Annotated in this window: 18 protein-coding genes; 3 read left to right on the forward strand and 15 right to left on the reverse strand. The window is 60.8% G+C overall.

What is annotated here, in order from left to right:
* Positions 1-466: 466 nt before the first annotated feature.
* From TU84_RS21620 to paaF, 15 genes are all read right to left on the reverse strand, one after another.
* A complete protein-coding gene (locus tag TU84_RS21620; RefSeq protein WP_048372730.1) occupies positions 467-958 on the reverse strand; it encodes a GNAT family N-acetyltransferase in 492 nt (163 codons plus the stop codon).
* A gap of 131 nt (positions 959-1,089) precedes the next feature.
* A complete protein-coding gene (gene paaZ, locus TU84_RS21625; protein WP_048372731.1) occupies positions 1,090-3,144 on the reverse strand; it encodes a phenylacetic acid degradation bifunctional protein PaaZ in 2,055 nt (684 codons plus the stop codon).
* Between the two features lie 29 nt (positions 3,145-3,173).
* The gene (locus TU84_RS21630) at positions 3,174-4,820 is read right to left on the reverse strand and encodes a cation acetate symporter (RefSeq protein WP_048372732.1); all 1,647 of its coding nucleotides are present in this window, start codon (positions 4,818-4,820) and stop codon (positions 3,174-3,176) included.
* Entirely contained in the window at positions 4,817-5,125 is a 309-nt protein-coding gene (locus tag TU84_RS21635) for a DUF485 domain-containing protein (RefSeq protein ID WP_048372733.1), read from the reverse strand. The genes TU84_RS21630 and TU84_RS21635 overlap by 4 nt, the downstream gene beginning before the upstream one ends.
* 43 nt (positions 5,126-5,168) lie before the next feature.
* Positions 5,169-6,245, reverse strand: coding sequence for a 1,2-phenylacetyl-CoA epoxidase subunit PaaE (gene paaE / locus TU84_RS21640; protein ID WP_048372734.1), 1,077 nt, complete (start codon positions 6,243-6,245; stop codon positions 5,169-5,171).
* Positions 6,246-6,278: 33 nt separating this feature from the next.
* Positions 6,279-6,812 (reverse strand): 1,2-phenylacetyl-CoA epoxidase subunit PaaD, encoded by a 534-nt coding sequence (gene paaD / locus TU84_RS21645; protein ID WP_048372735.1) that lies wholly within the window; start codon positions 6,810-6,812, stop codon positions 6,279-6,281.
* A complete protein-coding gene (gene paaC / locus TU84_RS21650; RefSeq protein WP_048372736.1) occupies positions 6,799-7,560 on the reverse strand; it encodes a 1,2-phenylacetyl-CoA epoxidase subunit PaaC in 762 nt (253 codons plus the stop codon). The genes paaD and paaC overlap by 14 nt, the downstream gene beginning before the upstream one ends.
* A gap of 8 nt (positions 7,561-7,568) precedes the next feature.
* Positions 7,569-7,850, reverse strand: a complete 282-nt coding sequence (paaB, locus tag TU84_RS21655) for a 1,2-phenylacetyl-CoA epoxidase subunit PaaB (protein WP_048372742.1) — start codon at positions 7,848-7,850, stop codon at positions 7,569-7,571.
* 15 nt (positions 7,851-7,865) lie between these two features.
* Positions 7,866-8,855, reverse strand: a complete 990-nt coding sequence (gene paaA, locus TU84_RS21660) for a 1,2-phenylacetyl-CoA epoxidase subunit PaaA (RefSeq protein WP_048372745.1) — start codon at positions 8,853-8,855, stop codon at positions 7,866-7,868.
* Between the two features lie 251 nt (positions 8,856-9,106).
* Positions 9,107-10,432, reverse strand: a complete 1,326-nt coding sequence (gene paaK / locus TU84_RS21665; RefSeq protein WP_048372747.1) for a phenylacetate--CoA ligase PaaK — start codon at positions 10,430-10,432, stop codon at positions 9,107-9,109.
* A 102-nt stretch (positions 10,433-10,534) separates the two neighbouring features.
* Positions 10,535-11,746 carry a 3-oxoadipyl-CoA thiolase gene (pcaF, locus tag TU84_RS21670; protein WP_048372749.1) on the reverse strand — a complete coding sequence of 404 codons (1,212 nt, stop codon included), beginning with the start codon at positions 11,744-11,746 and terminating at the stop codon, positions 10,535-10,537.
* Complete coding sequence (gene paaI, locus TU84_RS21675) at positions 11,739-12,188, reverse strand: hydroxyphenylacetyl-CoA thioesterase PaaI (protein WP_048372751.1); 450 nt, start codon at positions 12,186-12,188, stop codon at positions 11,739-11,741. The genes pcaF and paaI overlap by 8 nt, the downstream gene beginning before the upstream one ends.
* Positions 12,181-13,698, reverse strand: a complete 1,518-nt coding sequence (gene paaH, locus TU84_RS21680) for a 3-hydroxyacyl-CoA dehydrogenase PaaH (protein WP_048372753.1) — start codon at positions 13,696-13,698, stop codon at positions 12,181-12,183. The genes paaI and paaH overlap by 8 nt, the downstream gene beginning before the upstream one ends.
* Before the next feature lie 2 nt (positions 13,699-13,700).
* The gene (paaG, locus tag TU84_RS21685) at positions 13,701-14,492 is read right to left on the reverse strand and encodes a 2-(1,2-epoxy-1,2-dihydrophenyl)acetyl-CoA isomerase PaaG (protein ID WP_048372756.1); all 792 of its coding nucleotides are present in this window, start codon (positions 14,490-14,492) and stop codon (positions 13,701-13,703) included.
* Between the two features lie 40 nt (positions 14,493-14,532).
* Positions 14,533-15,306 carry a 2,3-dehydroadipyl-CoA hydratase PaaF gene (paaF, locus tag TU84_RS21690; RefSeq protein WP_048372758.1) on the reverse strand — a complete coding sequence of 258 codons (774 nt, stop codon included), beginning with the start codon at positions 15,304-15,306 and terminating at the stop codon, positions 14,533-14,535.
* Between the two features lie 370 nt (positions 15,307-15,676).
* Between paaF and paaY the strand changes: the two genes are divergently transcribed.
* The 3 genes from paaY to feaR all read left to right on the forward strand — a co-directional run bounded on the left by paaY (position 15,677) and on the right by feaR (position 18,250).
* Positions 15,677-16,273, forward strand: a complete 597-nt coding sequence (gene paaY / locus TU84_RS21695; protein WP_048372760.1) for a phenylacetic acid degradation protein PaaY — start codon at positions 15,677-15,679, stop codon at positions 16,271-16,273.
* A 55-nt stretch (positions 16,274-16,328) separates the two neighbouring features.
* Positions 16,329-17,252: a phenylacetic acid degradation operon negative regulatory protein PaaX gene (paaX, locus tag TU84_RS21700; RefSeq protein WP_048372762.1), complete on the forward strand. Its 924-nt coding sequence runs from the start codon at positions 16,329-16,331 to the stop codon at positions 17,250-17,252.
* An 83-nt stretch (positions 17,253-17,335) separates the two neighbouring features.
* Positions 17,336-18,250 (forward strand): transcriptional regulator FeaR, encoded by a 915-nt coding sequence (gene feaR / locus TU84_RS21705; protein WP_048372766.1) that lies wholly within the window; start codon positions 17,336-17,338, stop codon positions 18,248-18,250.
* Positions 18,251-18,291: the final 41 nt, after the last annotated feature.

The raw sequence follows: 18,291 nt of genomic DNA on the forward strand, positions 1-18,291 counted from the left end.
AAAAAATTGATTGATTCTAAAGGCCCTGTAGGAGCGAGCTTGCTCGCGATCTTTTGATCTTGATCTGGCTTTTGCTCTTGATCTAAGAGGCCCCGTTAAACCACGCTGGCCGAACGCAGGTTTTGCGCAGTGGGTAACACGGCAGGACGCCGGGTTAGCCGCGACACGGCCATGGATGGCCGATCGCGGCGGGCCCACGAAGCAAGGCCTGTGGTGAGGGCATGCCGAGCCACAGCGAGGCACCGAGTGGTGGGGCAAAAAGCGTTTGGTTACTTTGCGCTTTCAAAGTGACGCGCCGTAAGGGCGGAACCCTAAGTGGCCGTTGCCGCAGCAATGGATATGTACCCAAGAATGCCGAGGTAGATGGTTTTACGGCTGCACGCAGCCGATCGCAGCCTTCGTACCTCGTCAGCGACTACAGTGGTCTGTTTGCTGCGCGACAGCGCGGCGTCTAAGACGGTCCCTCCTACAGCACCATCACCATCTCGTGCCACGCCATCCCGCCATGCTCGGAGGGTGAAGGCTGCACGTAGACATAGCCAAAGTGTTTGTAGAGCTCGATGTGCTGTTCTTTGCACATCAGGTGAATGGTGGATTTACCCATGCCGCGCATATGTTCGACAAATTGGCGCATCAGCTTGCCCGCATGGCCCTTGCCTTGATGGGCCGGATCCAGCACCACCGACATGATTACGACATTGGCAGCGTCTGGGTCGTGGCCTATCAGCTCTTTGAAAGACTCGTCAGACATGACCACTTCATGGGCGCAACCACTGTTGATGAAACCGGCGATTTCGCCCTCCAGTTCCAGCACCAGGAAGCCTTCTGGATACTGACCGATACGCGTGGCGATTTTTGCGTGAGTGGCGGCTTCGTCGCCTTCGTAGGCCTGGGTTTCGATTTCGAAGCAGCGATCCGCATCAGTGGGTACTGCCTGGCGGAAGATGGGGTGTGTCATGTGGATCAATCCTGTTAAGGCGCGTGTAGGTTTGCCATTTTAAGTTCAGAACAAAATGCGCCCCAAAAGACTTAGTTCAGTCCTTTGAGGCGCATGCAGTATGGTTCTCGACCGATTCAGGTGGAAGGTGCTTATGCTTCGCGCTTAACCACCAAGGTCAAAATATCGTAACTGGCGACCAGCTCGCCCAGTTGGTTGGTCACTTCTACATCCCACGCCACTACCCCTTGCGGGATGCCTTGGGGGCTCTTCTTGCCTTGGTCAATCTTGCGCTTGCAGGTCAGGCGCGCCTGAATGGTGTCGCCAATCCCCACCGGGTTGATAAACCGCAGGGTGTCCAGCCCGTAGTTGGCCAGTACCGGGCCGGGTGCCGGGGAGACGAACAGGCCAGCCGCTGCCGACAGCACAAAGTAGCCGTGGGCAATGCGTTTGCCGAACTGCGATTCTTTGGCGGCGATGTCATCAAAGTGCATATAGAAGTGATCACCCGACAGGCAACCGAAGTTCACCAGGTCGGCTTCGGTGACGGTGCGCCGGTGGGTCAGGAGTGACTCGCCGATCTGCAGGTCCTGGAAGTACCGGCGGAACGGGTGCACGTCGGTTTCGATGACCTTGGCGCCGCGTACGTATTCCCCGGTCACCGCTGCCAGCATGCTCGGCGAGCCCTGCACGGCGGCGCGTTGCAGGTAGTGTTTTACCGCACGCAAACCGCCCAGTTCTTCGCCGCCCCCTGCGCGGCCCGGGCCGCCGTGCTTGAGTTGCGGCAGCGGTGAACCGTGGCCGGTGGACTCTGCCGCCGATTCACGATCAAGCACCAGCAAACGGCCGTGCCAGGCTGCCGCCACCGGGATGGCCTTGGCCGCAATGTGCGGGTCTTTGGTGATCAAACTGGCCACCAGGCTGCCTTTACCGCGTGCGGCCAGTACCAGTGCTTCGTCGAGATCGTCGTAGGCCATCAAGGTGCTGACCGGGCCGAACGCTTCGATGTCATGGGCGCCGCCTTCAGCATGTGGGTCACGGGCTTGCAGCAAGGTTGGGGCAAAGAACGCACCCTGGCTGACGTTTGTACCGCGTGGCTCAAAACCGTCGCGGGCACCGAACAGCAGGTCGCTGCTTTGCAGCAGGCTTTCAAGGCGTTCGCTGACGTCTTTGTGTTGATCATGGGAAGCCAGTGCACCCATGCGTACGCCTTCGACCGACGGGTCGCCGACCACGACTTTACGCAATCGATCACGCAAACGGCTGGCTACCGCATCGATGTGCTTGGCCGGGACGATGGCGCGGCGGATGGCGGTGCATTTTTGCCCGGCCTTGGTGGTCATCTCGCGGGCTACTTCTTTGATGAACAGCTCGAACTCTTCATCGTCCGGGCTCACGTCCGGGGCCAAAATTGCGCAGTTCAGCGAGTCTGCTTCGGCGTTGAACGGCACCGAGTGGCGGATAAGGTTGGGGTTGACCCGCAGCTTGGCGGCGGTGTCGGCAGAGCCGGTAAAGGTCACCACATCCTGGCCTTGCAGGCGGTCGAGCAAGTCACCGGTGCTGCCAATGATCAGTTGCAGGCTGCCCGCAGGCAGCAAGCCCGATTCGTCCATCAAACGTACCACGGCCTCGGTCAGGTAGCTGGTGGCGCTGGCCGGTTTGACAATGCACGGCATGCCCGCCAGAAAGCTGGGGGCAAATTTTTCTAACATGCCCCAGATCGGGAAGTTGAAGGCATTGATGTGCACCACCAGGCCGCCGCGGGGCACCAGAATGTGCGTGCCCGCGAACGTGCCCAGCTTGCTCAGCGGCATCGCCGGACCTTCGTGCACGATGTTGCCCGACGGCAGTTCGCGCGAGCCGAGGCTGGCATAGGTGAACAGCGTGCTGTTGCCGCCCTCGATATCAATCCAGCTGTCGGCACGGGTCGCGCCACTGTGGTGGGACAGCGCGTAGAGCTGCTCTTTGCGCTCGCTCAGGTACAGCGCCAATGCCTTGAGACGCTGTGCGCGCTGTTGAAAATCGAGGGCCTGCAGGGCGCTGATACCTTGATGGCGACCGTGCTCGATGGCTTCGGCAAAGTCCAGGCGCTCCTCGTGGGTGCGCGCCAGTTCGTGGCCGTCGATGGCACTGCGCAGCACTTGAGCGCCGTGTTGGCCGATCCAGCGGCCAGCGATAAAACTTTGCAGGGTAGGGGCGTGAGGCATCACGGTTCCTCCGGGTTAAAAATATGGGATTAGTGTTTGCTGGCGCCCGCAGCGCCAATGCCGGTCATGGAACGAATGAACTGCGCCAGGTATCGGCCGCGCTCAAGGACCGCGCGGGGCGAACGGTCGGTCACGGAAAAGAACCACGCGCTGAAAAACGCCAGGCTCATGGAAAACAACGCGGGGTTGGAATACGGGAACAGCGCCTTGTCGTGCTGCAACACGTTGACCCACACCGCCGGGCTGAGCACCAGCAGCACAATCGCCGAGACCAGTCCCGACAGGCTGCCGAGTACGGCACCGCGGGTGGTCAGGCCCTTCCAGTACATGGAAAGGAACAGCACCGGGAAATTCACCGAGGCGGCAATTGCCAGCACCAGGCCGGAGAGGAAGGCAATGTTCTGAGATTCAAACAACAGGCCGAGGATGATCGCCAGCACGCCAATGCACAGGGTGGCGATGCGCGACACGCGAATTTCCTGTTGTTCGCTGACCTGGCCCTTGCGGATGACGCAGGCATACACGTCATGGGACACCGCTGAGGCCCCCGACAGTGCGAGCCCGGCCACAACCGCCAGAATCGTGGCGAAAGCCACCGCCGAAATGAACCCCAGAAACAGATTGCCACCCACCGCCTGCGCCAGGTGCACGGCGATCATGTTGCTGCCGCCGATGATTGCGCCGCTGGCGTCACGGAACTCCGGGGCCGTGCCGACCATGACGATGGCGCCAAAGCCGACGATGATCAGCAACAGGTAGAAGTAGCCGATAAAGCCGGTGGCGTAGAACACGCTTTTGCGAGCTTCCTTGGCATCGCTGACGGTGAAAAAACGCATAAGAATGTGCGGCAGGCCAGCGGTGCCGAAAATCAAGCCAAGCTCCAGGGAAATGGCCTCGACAGGGTTGGCCAGCAAGCCGCCCGGCGCCATGATTGCGGTGCCCTTGGCATGGACTGCACTCGCCTGGGCGAACATCGCTTCGGTGCTGAAACCAAAATGCTTGAGCACCATAAAGGCCATGAAACTGGTGCCGAACAGCAACATCACCGCCTTGATGATCTGCACCCACGTGGTGGCCAGCATGCCGCCAAAGGTCACGTAGAACACCATCAGCACGCCAACCAGGATCACCGCGTAGAGGTAGTCGATGCCAAATAGCAATTCAATGAGTTTGCCCGCCCCGACCATCTGCGCCACCAGGTACATCAACGCCACGGTCAGGGTGCCGAACGCTGAAGTCAGGCGTACTGGCATTTGTTCAAGGCGATACGAGACCACGTCGGCAAACGTGTATTTGCCCAGGTTGCGCAGGCGCTCGGCGATCAGGAACAGGATGATCGGCCAGCCGGCCAATACGCCCAGCGCGTACAAAAGCCCGTCATAGCCGTTGAGAAACATCATCGCCGAGATGCCCAGAAACGACGCCGCCGAGATCATGTCACCGGCAATCGCCAGGCCGTTCTGGAAACCGCTCATGCCACCGCCAGCAGTGTAGAAATCACTGGCCGAGCGTGTGCGCAGGGCGGCCCAGCGCGTGACGCCGAGGGTAAACAGCACAAACACCATGAACATGCCGATGGCGTTCCAGTTCAATGGCCGTGATGTTTCCTCGGCGGCAAGCACCAGGTCCGCGACCATCACCAAAGGCAAAACAAACCCAACATTCAGGCGGCTCACAGGGCGCACTCCTGTTTGAGTTTATCGTTGAGCGGGTCGATGACCCGGTTGGCCCGGTATACGTAAAAGCCGGTCAGGGCGAAGGCCGCCAACACCACCAGCACACCGACCAGCATGCCCACCGAGGTCACGCCTTCACTTAGGGGCTGGCCCAGGGTTGCCGGGGAGAACGCCACCAGCAGCACAAAGCCGAAATAGATCACCAGCATGATCAGCGACAGCGACCAGTAGAGATTTTGCTTGCGGCGTACCAACTGAATGAAATCGGGGTTTTGGCAAATACGTTGGATGTCGTCGGGGGACATGGTGGTGTGCTCCTTCTTATTGTTGTAGTGGGGCGAGACGGTGTTACAGCTGGTCGAAGTCCAATACCACCTTGTCGCTGACCGGGAATGCCTGGCACGACAGCACATATCCGGCAGCCACTTCGTAGTCTTCGAGGGCGTGGTTGCTGTCCATCTCCACTTCGCCTTCGATCACTTTGCACTTGCAGGTCGAGCACACCCCGGCCTTGCACGAATACGGCAGCTCGGCACCCTGCGCGTTGCCAGCGTCGAGGATGCTCTGGCTGTTGCGCGGCAGGTCGAATGCCAGAGCGCGACCGTCGCTGATCACGGTGATCTGGCTGATCGCCGCGTCTACTTGGCGGGCCGCTTCGCGGGCCTCGCGTTTTTGCTGGCTGCCAGCCGCGGCAAAGAGTTCGAAATGAATGTTCTCAGGCGCCATGCCCTCAGCCTTGAGGCAGTCGCGCACGGTTTCGGTCATCTCTTGCGGGCCGCAGATAAACGCGGCGTCGAGTTGCTTGACATCGAGCCAGCGGGTGAACAGCTGGGTGCATTTTTCGGCGTTGATCCGGCCGTTATAAAGGTCGACGTCCTGCTGCTCACGGCTGAACACGAAGATCAGGTTCAAGCGCTGCAAATAGCGGTTTTTCAAGTCCTCGAGCTGCTCGCGAAACAGCGCGCCGGAGCTGGAACGGTTGCCGTACAGCAACGTCACGCGGCTGTGCGGTTCAGTCTGCAAGGTGGTCTTGATGATCGAGAGAATCGGCGTAATGCCGCTGCCTGCCGCCACCGCCAGGTAATTGCCATGGCGCGCCGGGTCCAGCTCTACGTGAAAATGCCCGGCGGGCGGCATCACCTCCAGGCTGTGCCCGGCCTTTAACTGCTCGTTGGCAAAGGCCGAAAAACGCCCGCCTGCGACACGTTTGACGGCAATTCGCAGCTCGCCGTCATTGACCCCGGTGCAGATCGAATAAGAGCGGCGCACTTCTTCGCCGTCCAGCAGGGTGCGCATGACCAGATGCTGGCCCTGGGTGAAGTGAAAACTGTCTTGCAGGTGCTGTGGAATGTCGAAGGCGATGGACACCGCGTCACGGGTCTCGGTGCGCACATCCTTGATGGTCAGGCTGTGAAACTTACTCATGGTTATTCTCCAACCAAGACGGCCGAGGGCGCCTCAGATGCATTTGAAATAGTCGAACGGTTCCAGGCAGTCGCGGCAGCGGTACAGTGCCTTGCAGGCGGTGGAGCCGAATTCGCTGAGCACTTCGGTGTGGGTGCTGGCGCATTGCGGGCAGGCAATCACCGGGCTTTCGCCAAGCAACGTGCGCTTGCTGGCGCTGCCCTGCGGCGGTGCGATGCCATAGGCGCGCAGGCGCTCGCGGCCACTGTGGGTGATCCAGTCGGTGGACCAGGCCGGGGTCAATTTGCGCTCCAGTTGCGGTCCGCGAAAACCGGCCAGCTCCAATGCCTCTCGAATGTCGCTCTCGATCACTTCTGTGGCGGGGCAACCGGAGTAGGTGGGCGTGACCACCACGTGCAGGTGCCCGGCTTGCCAGGCCAGATCGCGGACAATGCCCAGGTCGACCACGCTGACCACCGGCACTTCCGGGTCCATGACCTGCGCCAGGATCGCCCACGCCGCCGCCAGGTCCGTGGGTTGCGCCGGGCGCGCGCCGAGGTCGCTGGCGATCAGCTCACCAGGTTGCATCGGGGTACGCTCGGGGCAAAAACTGCATTTCGGCCAGCAAAATGCCCAAGTGTTCGGTGTGCAGGCCGCGTCGCGCGTTCAGGTAGAAATAGCTCGGTGCCGCGGGCACGGGCAGGGTGGCGCGGGTAAACGTGTCGCTGACGGTGGCCTGCCATGTGGCGGCGACTTGGGCTGCATCTGGCGTGATGGCGGCCTCGCACAGGCGCTGTTCGCTGTCATCGGCGCTGGTCAGTTCCACAGTAAAGCGCCACACCTCGGGGAGGGCGGCGAGCATTCGCGCGTGGCTTTCGTCGGTGCCGTCACCGAGCCGCTCCACCCATTCGCTGGAGCGGCGCAGGTGGTAAGTGACTTCTTTGACGGCTTTGGCGGCGATACCGGCGATGCGCTCGTCGCTCGACTGGCTCAGACCTTCAAGGACTGGCAGGTGCCAGGCGTCATACAAAAACTGCTTGAGAATGGTGACCGCGTAGTCGCCATTGGGTTGCTCCACCAGCAGCAAGTTACGATAGGCCCGCTCATCCCGGCGAAAGGCCAGATGGTCGGCGTCGCGGCCGTCATCCAGCAGTTCGGCGGCGTATTCCAGCCAGTTGCGCGCCTGGCCGACCAGGTCTAGGCCGACGTTCATCAGCGCCAGTTCTTCTTCCAGTGCAGGTGCATGGCCGCACCATTGGCACAGGCGCTGGCCCTGAATCAGGGCGCTGTCGCCGAGGCGCAGGAGGTATTCGATCAGATCAGTGTTTGGCTTCATGGTTGACCTCACATGTGCCCGACTTCGGCCGGCAACTCGTAGAAGCTGGCGTGGCGGTAGACCTTGTCGTCGGCCGGGTCAAACAACGGGTCTTTTTCATCCGGCGACGAGGCGGTAATCAACATGGAGGGCACCACCCACAGGCTGACGCCTTCGCTGCGTCGGGTGTACAGCTCGCGGGCGTTCTCGATGGCCATGGTGGTGTCGGCGGCGTGAACGCTGCCAACGTGTTTGTGGTTGAGGCCGTGCTTGCTGCGCACAAAGACTTCAAAGAGGGTCCATTCAGACATAACGGTAACTCCGGATCAGGCAGCGTTCTTATTGTGTTTTTTACGGGCGTGGGCGACGGCGGCTTCGCGCACCCAGGCGCCGTCTTCAATAGCCTTGCGGCGGGTGGCGACACGCTCCTGGTTGCATGGGCCGTTGCCCTTGAGCACTTCGTAGAATTCGTTCCACTGGATTTCGCCGAAGTCGTAATGACCGCGTTCGGCGTTCCACTTCAGGTCCGGGTCGGGGCAGGTGCAGCCCAGCAGTTCAAGCTGTGGAATGGTTTGGTCGATGAAACGCTGGCGCAATTCGTCGTTGCTCTGGCGCTTGATCTTCCAGGCCATGGACTGGGCGCTGTTGGGGGAGTGTTCGTCGCTGGGGCCGAACATCATCAGCGACGGCCACCAGAGGCGGTTGATCGCGTCCTGGACCATGTCTTTTTGTGCCTGATTGCCTTCGCGCATCATGGTCAGGAGGATTTCGTAGCCCTGACGCTGATGAAAGCTCTCTTCCTTGCAGATACGCACCATGGCCCGCGAATAGGGCCCGTAGGAGGTGCGTTGCAGCACCACCTGGTTGACGATGGCCGCGCCATCCACCAGCCAGCCGACGGCGCCCATGTCGGCCCAGTTCAGGGTCGGGTAATTGAAGATGCTCGAGTACTTGGCCTTGCCGCTATGCAGCTTGGCGATTTCTTCGTCGCGGTCGGCGCCCAGGGTTTCCATCGCGCTGTACAGGTACAGGCCGTGGCCGGCTTCATCCTGGATCTTGGCCATTAATTGCAGTTTGCGTTTGAGCGACGGCGCGCGAGTGACCCAGTTGCCTTCCGGCAGCATGCCGACGATTTCTGAGTGGGCGTGTTGAGAGATCTGACGGATGAGGGTTTGCCGATAGGCATCGGGCATCCAGTTTTTGGCTTCGATCTTGATTTCGGCGTCGATTTTTTCCTGGAAGGCGCGTTCCTGATCGGACATCTCCGCCAGGTCCTTGATGCGCTTAACGCCGGTTTCTACAAGCTGTGCGTACATGGGGCTCTCCCGCCTTGCATGTGTTCATAGGCATGGAGAACTTTATAAGCGATACAAAAATTAATATCAAACACAAAATACTGTGTTCTATTTATTTTTGTATCGCTTTCGGTGAATTCGGTTTTTTGTCAGGCGAAAAAAAGCCCCGCAAAAGCGGGGCTGTACGTCAATCATCTGTAGGAGCGAGCTTGCCTCGCGATCTTTTGATGCTGAAAAGATCGCGAGACAAGCTCGCTCCTACGGGCCGGTGGTCAGGCTTTAGGGCGTTTATCGATCACGTGGCAGGCTTTGCCTTCCGAGCGCTTGAGCGAATGAAGCGGCTGCAAAGCGATACGGGAACTGATGCCGATATGGGTTTTGATATGTCGGCTCAGCTCGTTGGTCACGGCGCTCTGTTGTTCGCTGCTGAGGTGCTGGTGCTCGGCTTTAAGCTCTACGTGTACGTCCACGCTGTCGAGATTGCCATTGCGATACAGATGGATCTCATAACTCTCGCAAAGTTGTTTTACTTTGAGTACTTGCTCCTCGACCTGAGTCGGGAACACGTTGACCCCGCGAATGATCAGCATGTCATCGCTGCGCCCGGTGATTTTGTCGATGCGCCGCATGGGCCGTGCCGTGCCTGGCAGCAGGCGTGTGAGGTCGCGGGTGCGGTAGCGGATCATGGGCAGCGCCTCCTTGCTCAGGGAGGTGAACACCAGTTCGCCCATTTGCCCGTCTGGCAGCACCTCGCCGGTGACCGGGTCGATGATTTCGGGGTAGAAGTGGTCTTCCCAAATGGTCGGGCCGTCTTTGCTTTCTGCGCACTCCATGGCAACGCCGGGGCCCATGATTTCCGAGAGGCCGTAGATGTCCAGTGCGGTGATGCCCAGTCGCGCTTCGATGGCGCTGCGCAGTTCGCCGGTCCACGGCTCGGCGCCGAAGATCCCCAGGCGCAAGGCCAGCTTATGCGGGTCGATGCCCTGGCGTTCCAGCTCATCGGCAATATTGAGCATGTACGAGGGGGTGACCATGATGATGTCCGGCTGGAAATCCTTGATCAGTTGCACTTGCTTTTCGGTTTGCCCCCCGGACATCGGGATCACCGTGCAGCCCAGGCGTTCAGCTCCGTAGTGGGCGCCCAGACCGCCGGTAAACAGGCCGTAGCCATAGGAAATATGCACCTTGTCGCCACGCTGGCCGCCAGCGGCGCGAATCGAGCGGGCAACCACATTGGCCCAAGTGTCGATGTCGTTCTGGGTATAGCCCACCACCGTTGGTTTGCCGGTGGTGCCGCTGGAGGCGTGCAGGCGTACGACCTCATTCATGGGCACGGCAAACATGCCGTACGGGTAGCTGTCGCGCAGGTCGTTCTTGGTGGTGAAGGGGAACTTGGCCAGATCCGCCAGAGACGTGACGTCGTTGGGGTGAATGCCCAGTGCATCGAAGCGCTGACGGTAAAGCGGCACGTTGTTGTAGGCGTGGCCCAAGCTCCAGCGCAGGCGTTCGAGCTGGTGTTCTCGCAATTGATCGACGCTGGCAGTTTCCATCGGGTCCAGCAGCGGGTTAAGCACGGTCGTTGACATTGGCATGTTCATGAGTTCACTCGAATTATTTTTGTCTATCAGCCCGGCTTAAATGCCGAGCCTTGAGTGCATGCCCCAAGGATACCGCTCGGCTCCCCGGGAATCGCGAATCTTTTAGTCGCCCAGGCGTTCGATGATCAGCGCTATGCCCTGGCCGACGCCGATACACATGGTGCACAGGGCATAGCGGCCGCGACGTTCTTCCAGTTCATGCAGGGCGGTGGTGACCAGTCGTGCGCCGCTCATGCCCAGCGGGTGACCCAGGGCAATGGCGCCGCCATTGGGGTTTACCCGTGGGTCGTTGTCGGCCAGGCCCAGCTCGCGCAGAACCGCCAGGCCTTGTGCGGCAAAGGCTTCGTTGAGTTCGATTACATCCATATCGGCCAGGCTCAGGTTGGCCAGCTCCAGCACCTTGTGGGTGGCGGGTACCGGGCCGATGCCCATGATGCGCGGTTCAACACCGGCGGCGGCCATTGCCACCACCCGGCCGCGGGCGACCAGGCCGAAGCGCTTTGCCACTGCGGGGCTGGCCAGCAACAGCGCGCAGGCACCGTCATTGACCCCCGAGGCGTTGCCTGCGGTGATGCTGCCGCCTGCACGAAAGGGCGTGCCCAGTTTTTGCAGTTGCTCTAGGGTGGTATCACCGCGGGGGTGTTCGTCGTGCTCGACCACTTTGGCCGGGCCTTTGCGCTGGGCAATCTGTACCGCGACGATTTCTTTGGCCAGGCGCCCGCTGGTTTGGGCAGCCGCGGCGCGTTGCTGGCTGCGTAAAGCAAAGGCGTCCTGATCGGCTCGGGAGATAGCGAACTGCTCCGCGACGTTTTCAGCGGTTTCGGGCATCGAATCGACGCCGTGGGCCTGCTTCATCAGCGGGTTGATAAAGCGCCAGCCGATGGTGGTGTCGTACAGCTGAGCCTCGCGAGAAAACGCTTGCTCAGCTTTGCCCATGACCATGGGGGCGCGGGACATCGACTCAACGCCACCGGCCAGCATCAAACCGGCTTCACCACAGCGAATGGCGCGGGCGGCGTTGCCGATGGCGTCCAGCCCGGAACCGCACAAACGATTGAGGGTGGTGCCCGGCACACTCACTGGCAGCCCGGCGAGCAAGGCGGACATGCGCGCGACGTTGCGATTGTCTTCGCCGGCCTGGTTGGCGCAGCCGTAGATCACGTCGTCGACGCTGTTCCAGTCTACTTGCGGGTGACGGCGCAGCAGCTCACGCAGCGGCACCGCGCCAAGGTCGTCGGTGCGCACGCTGCTCAAGGCACCGGCATAACGGCCAATCGGGGTGCGTACCGCGTCGATGATCAAGGCGTCATTCATTGGGGGTCTCCTGCGCCAGCACCGTGCCGCGCACTTTGTAGGATTTGCCATGGAACAGCGCAATCAGCTGGCCCAGTTGGTTGGAAATGCGCACGTCGTAGTTGCCGGTACGCCCGGCGCGGCTTTGCTCGCGGCACTCGGCGCTCAAGGTGTCACCCAGGTGGGCCGGGGCAACATAGTCGATGCTGCAACCGAGGCCGACGGTGGCATCGTTGTAGCTGTTGCAGGCCAGGGCGAATGCCGAGTCGGCCAAAGCAAACAGGTAGCCGCCGTGGCAGGTGCCGTGCCCCTGGATCATGTCTGCGCGCACGCTCATGCTCACGTGCGCGCAACCGGGTGCTGCTGCCAATAAATGCATGCCCATGGCCTGGCTGGCCGCGTCACGCTTGAGCATTGCCTGGGCGCATTGATTGGCCAGGTTCATGGCTTGAAGGTCAGTCATGCAGTGTTCTCCCTTCAGCGACCCGGCGGCGCAGCAGTAACGACGGCCGATAGCGGTCTTCGCCGTACGTGGCTTGCAGGTTGTGCAGCACCCGCAGCACATAGGCCGGGCCGATGGCGTCAGCCCAGGCCAGCGGACCTTGGGGGTAGTTGACGCCAGCGCGCATCGCCAGATCGATGTCAGCGGCTGAGGCCACGCCTTGTAGCAGCGCGTCGGCAGCCTCGTTGGCCAGCATGGTCACGGTGCGCAACACCGCCAGCGCCGGGGTGTCACTGAGCAGGCTGACGTGCAGCCCGGCCCGTTGCAGCAGCCCCACGCCTTGTTCAAAAGCCTGCGGATCGATACCGGCGGCGCAACTGATACCAATGCGCGTGGCCTGGCGGTAATCGAAGGCGAGGTCGAGCAATATCAGATTGCGCAGGCCGTCTTCCTGCGCCCGTTGGCACGCCATGCGCCCGTCACTCAGGGCCAGTACTGCATCGCCAACTCGCAGCAGGCCGCCCCCGTCACGGCGGATGACCTTCACGCCCTGGCCTTGCAAGCGGCTGAGCAGCGGTTGCGCAGCGCCCAGATCGCCCTCGACCACGCAGGTTTGCGGAGCTGGAGCATCGGGCAGGGTGCTGGGTCCGGGGCGTTCGGCCTGCTCGCTGTAGCAGTAGAAACCCTGACCGCTTTTGCGCCCCAAGCGTCCTGCGTCGACCAGCGCTTTTTGTGCCAGTGATGGCTGAAAGCGTGGGTCGCCATAATAGGCGTCGAACACCGAGCAGGTGACTGCGTAGTTGACGTCATGGCCGATCAGGTCGGTCAATTCAAAAGCGCCCATGGCGAAGCCACCGGTCTCACGCAGCAGCGCATCGAGCGTCGGGCAATCGGCTGCGCCTTCATGAAGCAGGCGCAGGCTTTCGGCGTAAAACGGCCGGGCGACACGGTTAACAATAAATCCGGGCGTGGAGCGCGTGTGCACCGGTTTTTTGCCCCAGGCCTTGGCGGTGTCGTACAAGCAGTCGGCGAGCGCCGGGTCGCTGGCCACGCCACACACCACTTCTACCAGCGCCATGACCGGCGCCGGGTTGAAAAAATGCAGGCCGAGCAGGCGGTGCGGGTGCTTGAGTGGCGCGGCGATGGCTGTGATCGACAGTGACGAGGTGTTACTGGCGAATACGCACTGCGCACTGCACACGCTCTCCAACTGCACAAACAGCGCGCGCTTGGCCTCGAGGTTCTCGGCAATGGCTTCGATGACCAATGCGCAGTCAGCCAGCGCTTGTACGTTTTCGACCGGGTGCAGGCGGGCGAGGGTGGCGTCTCGGGCTTCGGCGGCGAGCTTGCCGTTTTCGACGCGTTTGCCCAGTTGCCGATCGATGTGGTCAATGGCCTGGGCAGCAGCGCCCGGACGGTTATCCAGCAACAGCACCTGATGGCCGGCCTGCGCTGCGACCTGGGCGATCCCGGCGCCCATGGCCCCGGCGCCAATCACGCCGATGCGGGCATTGAGGTTGAGTGCGCTCATGGCTAGCACCCCTTGAAACGCGGGCTGCGTTTTTCCATGAAGGCGCTGACGCCTTCACGGTAATCGTCGCTGCGCCCGGCCAGGCGTTGCAGGTCTTTTTCCAGCTCCAATTGTTCATCGAAGGTGTTGCTCAGGCTGGCATTGAGGCTGCGCTTGATTAGTGCCAGGCCGTAGGTCGGTTGCGTGGCCAGGTGGCGGGCGAGGATCAGGGCTTCGTTGCGCAGTTCAGCATCGTCTACACAGCGGTAGATCAAACCCCATTGTTCCGCTTGTTCGGCGCTCAGTTTATTGCCCAGCAGGGCCAGAGCCTTGGCCCGGGCCATGCCGACCAGACGAGGCAAGGTCCAGGTGCCGCCGGAATCCGGGATCAGGCCGATTTTGCAGAACGCTTGAATAAAGCTGGCCGAACGCGCCGCCAGCACAAGGTCGCAGGCCAGCGGGATATTGGCCCCGGCCCCGGCCGCCACGCCATTTACGGCGCAAATCACCGGCATGGGCAGGTCGCGCAGTTGGCGGATCAGCGGGTTGTAGAATTTCTCGATGGACAGCCCCAGGTCCGGCACTTCGCTGCCGGGCGCCACATTGCGGTCGCTGAGGTCTTGCCCGGCGCAAAAGCCGCGGCCTTCACCGGTCAGCAGCAATACCCGCACTTCGGGGTTTTGCCGCACCTGTTTCAGGGCTTCCTTGACCTCGCCGTGCATCTGCGTGTTGAAGCTGTTGAGCTGCTCGGGGCGGTTGAGGCTGAGCAGCGCAACGCCGGCCTCAATGGAAAACACAATGTGTTCGAAAGTCATGGTCTTGATGCTCGCTTGAGTAGTCGTTCGAGTGCGCGGTTTATTCGCCGGTGAAGGCCGGTCGGCGCTTTTCCTGAAAGGCGCGGATGCCTTCGTCGCGGTCACGGGTGCCGGCCAGCAGGGTGAAGGCATGGCGCTCCAGGCGCAGACCGCTGGCAAGGTCAGTGTCCATTGCCTTGAGCAACGCCTCTTTGGCCAGACGCACGGCCAGCGGCGCCTTGGTGGCGATGCTGTGGGCGATGTGCAGGGCGCGTTCGACAGTGAATTCGGGCTGGGTCACTTCACTCACCAATCCTGAACGAAGGGCCTGGCGGGCGCTGATCGGTTCGCCCGTGAGGACCATTTGCATGGCCATCGACTTGCCCACGGCGCGCAGCAGACGCTGGGTGCCACCCGCGCCGGGCATGATCCCCAGGTTGATTTCCGGCTGGCCGAAGCGTGCGTCTTCACCCGCGATGATGATGTCGGCATGCATTGCCAGCTCGCAGCCACCGCCCAGGGCAAACCCGTTAACCGCTGCAATCAACGGCTTGCTGAAACGAGTGAGGGTCTGCCAGGACGCCTGGCGCGGGTCGTCGAAGATGCCGACCAGATTGCGTTCGGCCATTTCGTTGATGTCGGCGCCTGCGGCAAAGGCCTTGGCGCTGCCGGTGATGACCACCGCGTGGGTGTTGCGATCGTTTTGCGCAGCGTTCAGTTCATCTGCCAGTTCGCCAAGCAATTGGGTGGTAAGGGCGTTCAAGGCTTGCGGGCGCTGCAAGGTAATCAAGCGCACGCCGGGCTCGATGAACTCGACGGCAAGGGTTAGTGGCATGGCGGATGCCCTCACGGTGCACGCTCGGCGGTCAGCCGGCTCATTATTGGATCGGCCTGAGGGGCCGGTTTTGCCCAAGTATAGCTTTTACGTGATACACAAATGCAACGATAAAATTAACTTAACGTGTCTTATTCTGTTGATTTGAGTTTTTGTGTAGCGCTTTTTAATGAGGGCTTATGACCTGAGAGCCGCGATTTTATGCGCTTTAAAGGCGTTGTATGGCCGATTTTACGAGGTTGCTGGTGAGAGGTTTTTAAGTGATACGCTTTTTTGTAAATTGTGATTACAAAAGTGATGTGATACAAAATGCCCGAACATTGGCATCGCTTTGCGAATACGCCAGGCACTGAGTCAAAAGGAAGCGTTCATGACCTGTTACAGCCTCGATGGCCTGACCCCGGTGGTCGATCCCACCGCCTATGTCCACCCTTCAGCGGTGCTGATCGGCGATGTGATCATTGGCCCGCATTGCTACGTCGGCCCGCTGGCGAGTTTGCGCGGTGATTTCGGGCGGATCGTGCTCGAAGAGGGCGCCAATCTTCAGGACACCTGCGTCATGCATGGTTTTCCGGACAGCGACACAGTCGTGGAGCGCAACGGCCACATCGGCCATGGCGCGGTTTTGCACGGCTGTCGGGTGGGCGCTGATGCGCTGGTGGGGATGAATGCCGTGGTGATGGACCATGCGCGCATCGGTGAGCGCTCATTTGTGTCGGCGGCGGCGTTCGTTAAAGCCGGTTTCGAGTGTCCGCCGCAGTCATTGGTCATGGGCACACCGGCCAGCGTCAAACGCACCCTCAGTGATGAAGAAGTGGCCTGGAAGCGCACCGGTACCCTTGAATATCAGCGCCTGGCCCAGCGTTGCCTGACGAAGATGCAAGAATGCGAGCCGCTTGGCGAAGCGGAGCCCGACCGGCCGCGTATCAGCGACAGCGGTTTGCGCCCCAAGCGCAGCGCCCAGTGAACTCTGGCGCCGAATTTTTCGGTATATTCCTTTCTTTTTTCAGCCCGGTACGTCCATGTCGTCCCTGACCCCCTTGAATCAACTGATTACGCGCTTTCAGGAGCAAACGCCGATTCGCGCCAGTTCCCTGATCATCACCTTGTACGGGGATGCCATTGAGCCCCATGGCGGAACGGTCTGGTTGGGGAGTTTGATTCAACTGCTCGAGCCTGTCGGGATCAATGAGCGGCTGATCCGCACGTCGATCTTCCGCCTGACCAAGGAAGGCTGGCTGAGCGCCGAAAAAGTCGGCCGGCGCAGTTACTACAGCCTCACCGGTGCCGGGCGTCGGCGTTTCGACAAGGCGTTCAAGCGGGTCTACAGCTCGACCGTTCCGGCCTGGGATGGCTCATGGTGCCTGGTGATGCTCACGCAACTGGCTCAGGACAAGCGCAAACAAGTGCGCGAAGAGCTGGAGTGGCAAGGTTTTGGTGCAATTTCTCCGGTGCTGCTGGCCTGCCCGCGCAGTGATCGTGCCGACGTTAACGCGACCTTGGCCGACCTCGATGCCCAGGAAGACACCATTGTCTTCGAGACCACCGCGCAGGATGTAATGGCCTCCAAGGCCTTGCGTCTGCAGGTGCGTGAAAGCTGGAACATCGAGGAACTGGCGACCCATTACAGCGAGTTCATCAAGTTGTTCCGACCGCTCTGGCAAGCCCTGCGCGAGCAGGACAATTTGCTGCCGTGCGACTGCTTCCTGGCACGTCTTCTGCTAGTGCATGAGTACCGTAAATTGCTGCTGCGTGACCCGCAGTTGCCAGACGAACTGCTGCCCGGCGACTGGGAGGGCCGGGCTGCACGACAGCTGTGCCGAAATATCTACCGTTTGATCTTCGCCAAGGCGGAGGAGTGGTTGAACAGTGCACTGGAAACGGCCGATGGGCCGTTGCCGGATGTCGGAGAGAGTTTCTATCGGCGTTTTGGCGGGCTTAAATAAGCCGCCAACATCCCAGGAGAGTCGCTGTTCGTTTTAGCGTGGATCAACGTAGATAAAAACAATAAACCTGCGTGAGGCCTCACATGAATTCTTCAATTGCACAGCGCCGTGACGGCTTCGATCAATGGATCCATCAGGTCAACCGCATCTGCGGCGCCTTCAGTGCGCAAACCTTGGGCGATGAGTTTTCCGGTCACATCCGTGAATACCAGAGCGGTGCACTCAAACTCAGCTTTGTCGATGCTTGTCAGGCGCGGCTGTACCGCACGCCGAAGGAAGTCGCAGCGAGCGAAGGCGGCAAGTACTTTGCGGTGTTCCAGCTTGACGGCAGCGCCTGCATGGCGCAGGGCGACAACCGGGTGTCGCTGTGCGCCGGTGACATCACCTTGATCGATGCCTCCCAGCCCAGTGATTTCACCTATCACGAAAACTCCCGCCAGTTGTCATTGATCCTGCCGCACCGGCTGATCGAGCAGTCCTTGCGTTATACCCCGGTCAAGTGCGGCCACTTGATCGGCGCGAAGTCACCCATTGCCACGTTGTCGCACCACTTAATACTGGACGCTGCGCGCCAGACCAACTTGAGCCAGCAGGAAAGCGAAGCGACCCTGGATGCCGTGATCAGCCTGCTGCGCCCGGCCATCAGCCAGAGTGAAGGCGTCGACGATGTGCATGAGCGTATTTTTCGCAAGACCCTCGGCTATATCGATGAGCATATTCGCTCGGAAGACCTCTGCCCCGAACTGCTGGCGCGGGAGGTGGGGGTGTCGATGCGCGGGTTGTACCGGATGTTTGCCCGCAAGGGCCTGGTGGTTGCGCGCTATATCAAAAATCGCCGCCTTGACCTGTGTGCCGAATCCCTTCGTCAGTCGCGTACCGAACAGAAGTTGTCGGCACTGGGTTACTCGTGGGGGTTTTCCGATTCGAGCTACTTCTCTACCGCGTTCAAGTCGCGCTTTGGTATTTCGCCTGGTGAATACCGCAAGCAGTACGCCTGAAACAACAATGCCCCCGTCACCACGGTGACAGGGGCATGGCT

The sequence above is a fragment of the Pseudomonas helleri genome, from assembly GCF_001043025.1.
Taxonomy (GTDB): domain Bacteria; phylum Pseudomonadota; class Gammaproteobacteria; order Pseudomonadales; family Pseudomonadaceae; genus Aquipseudomonas; species Aquipseudomonas helleri.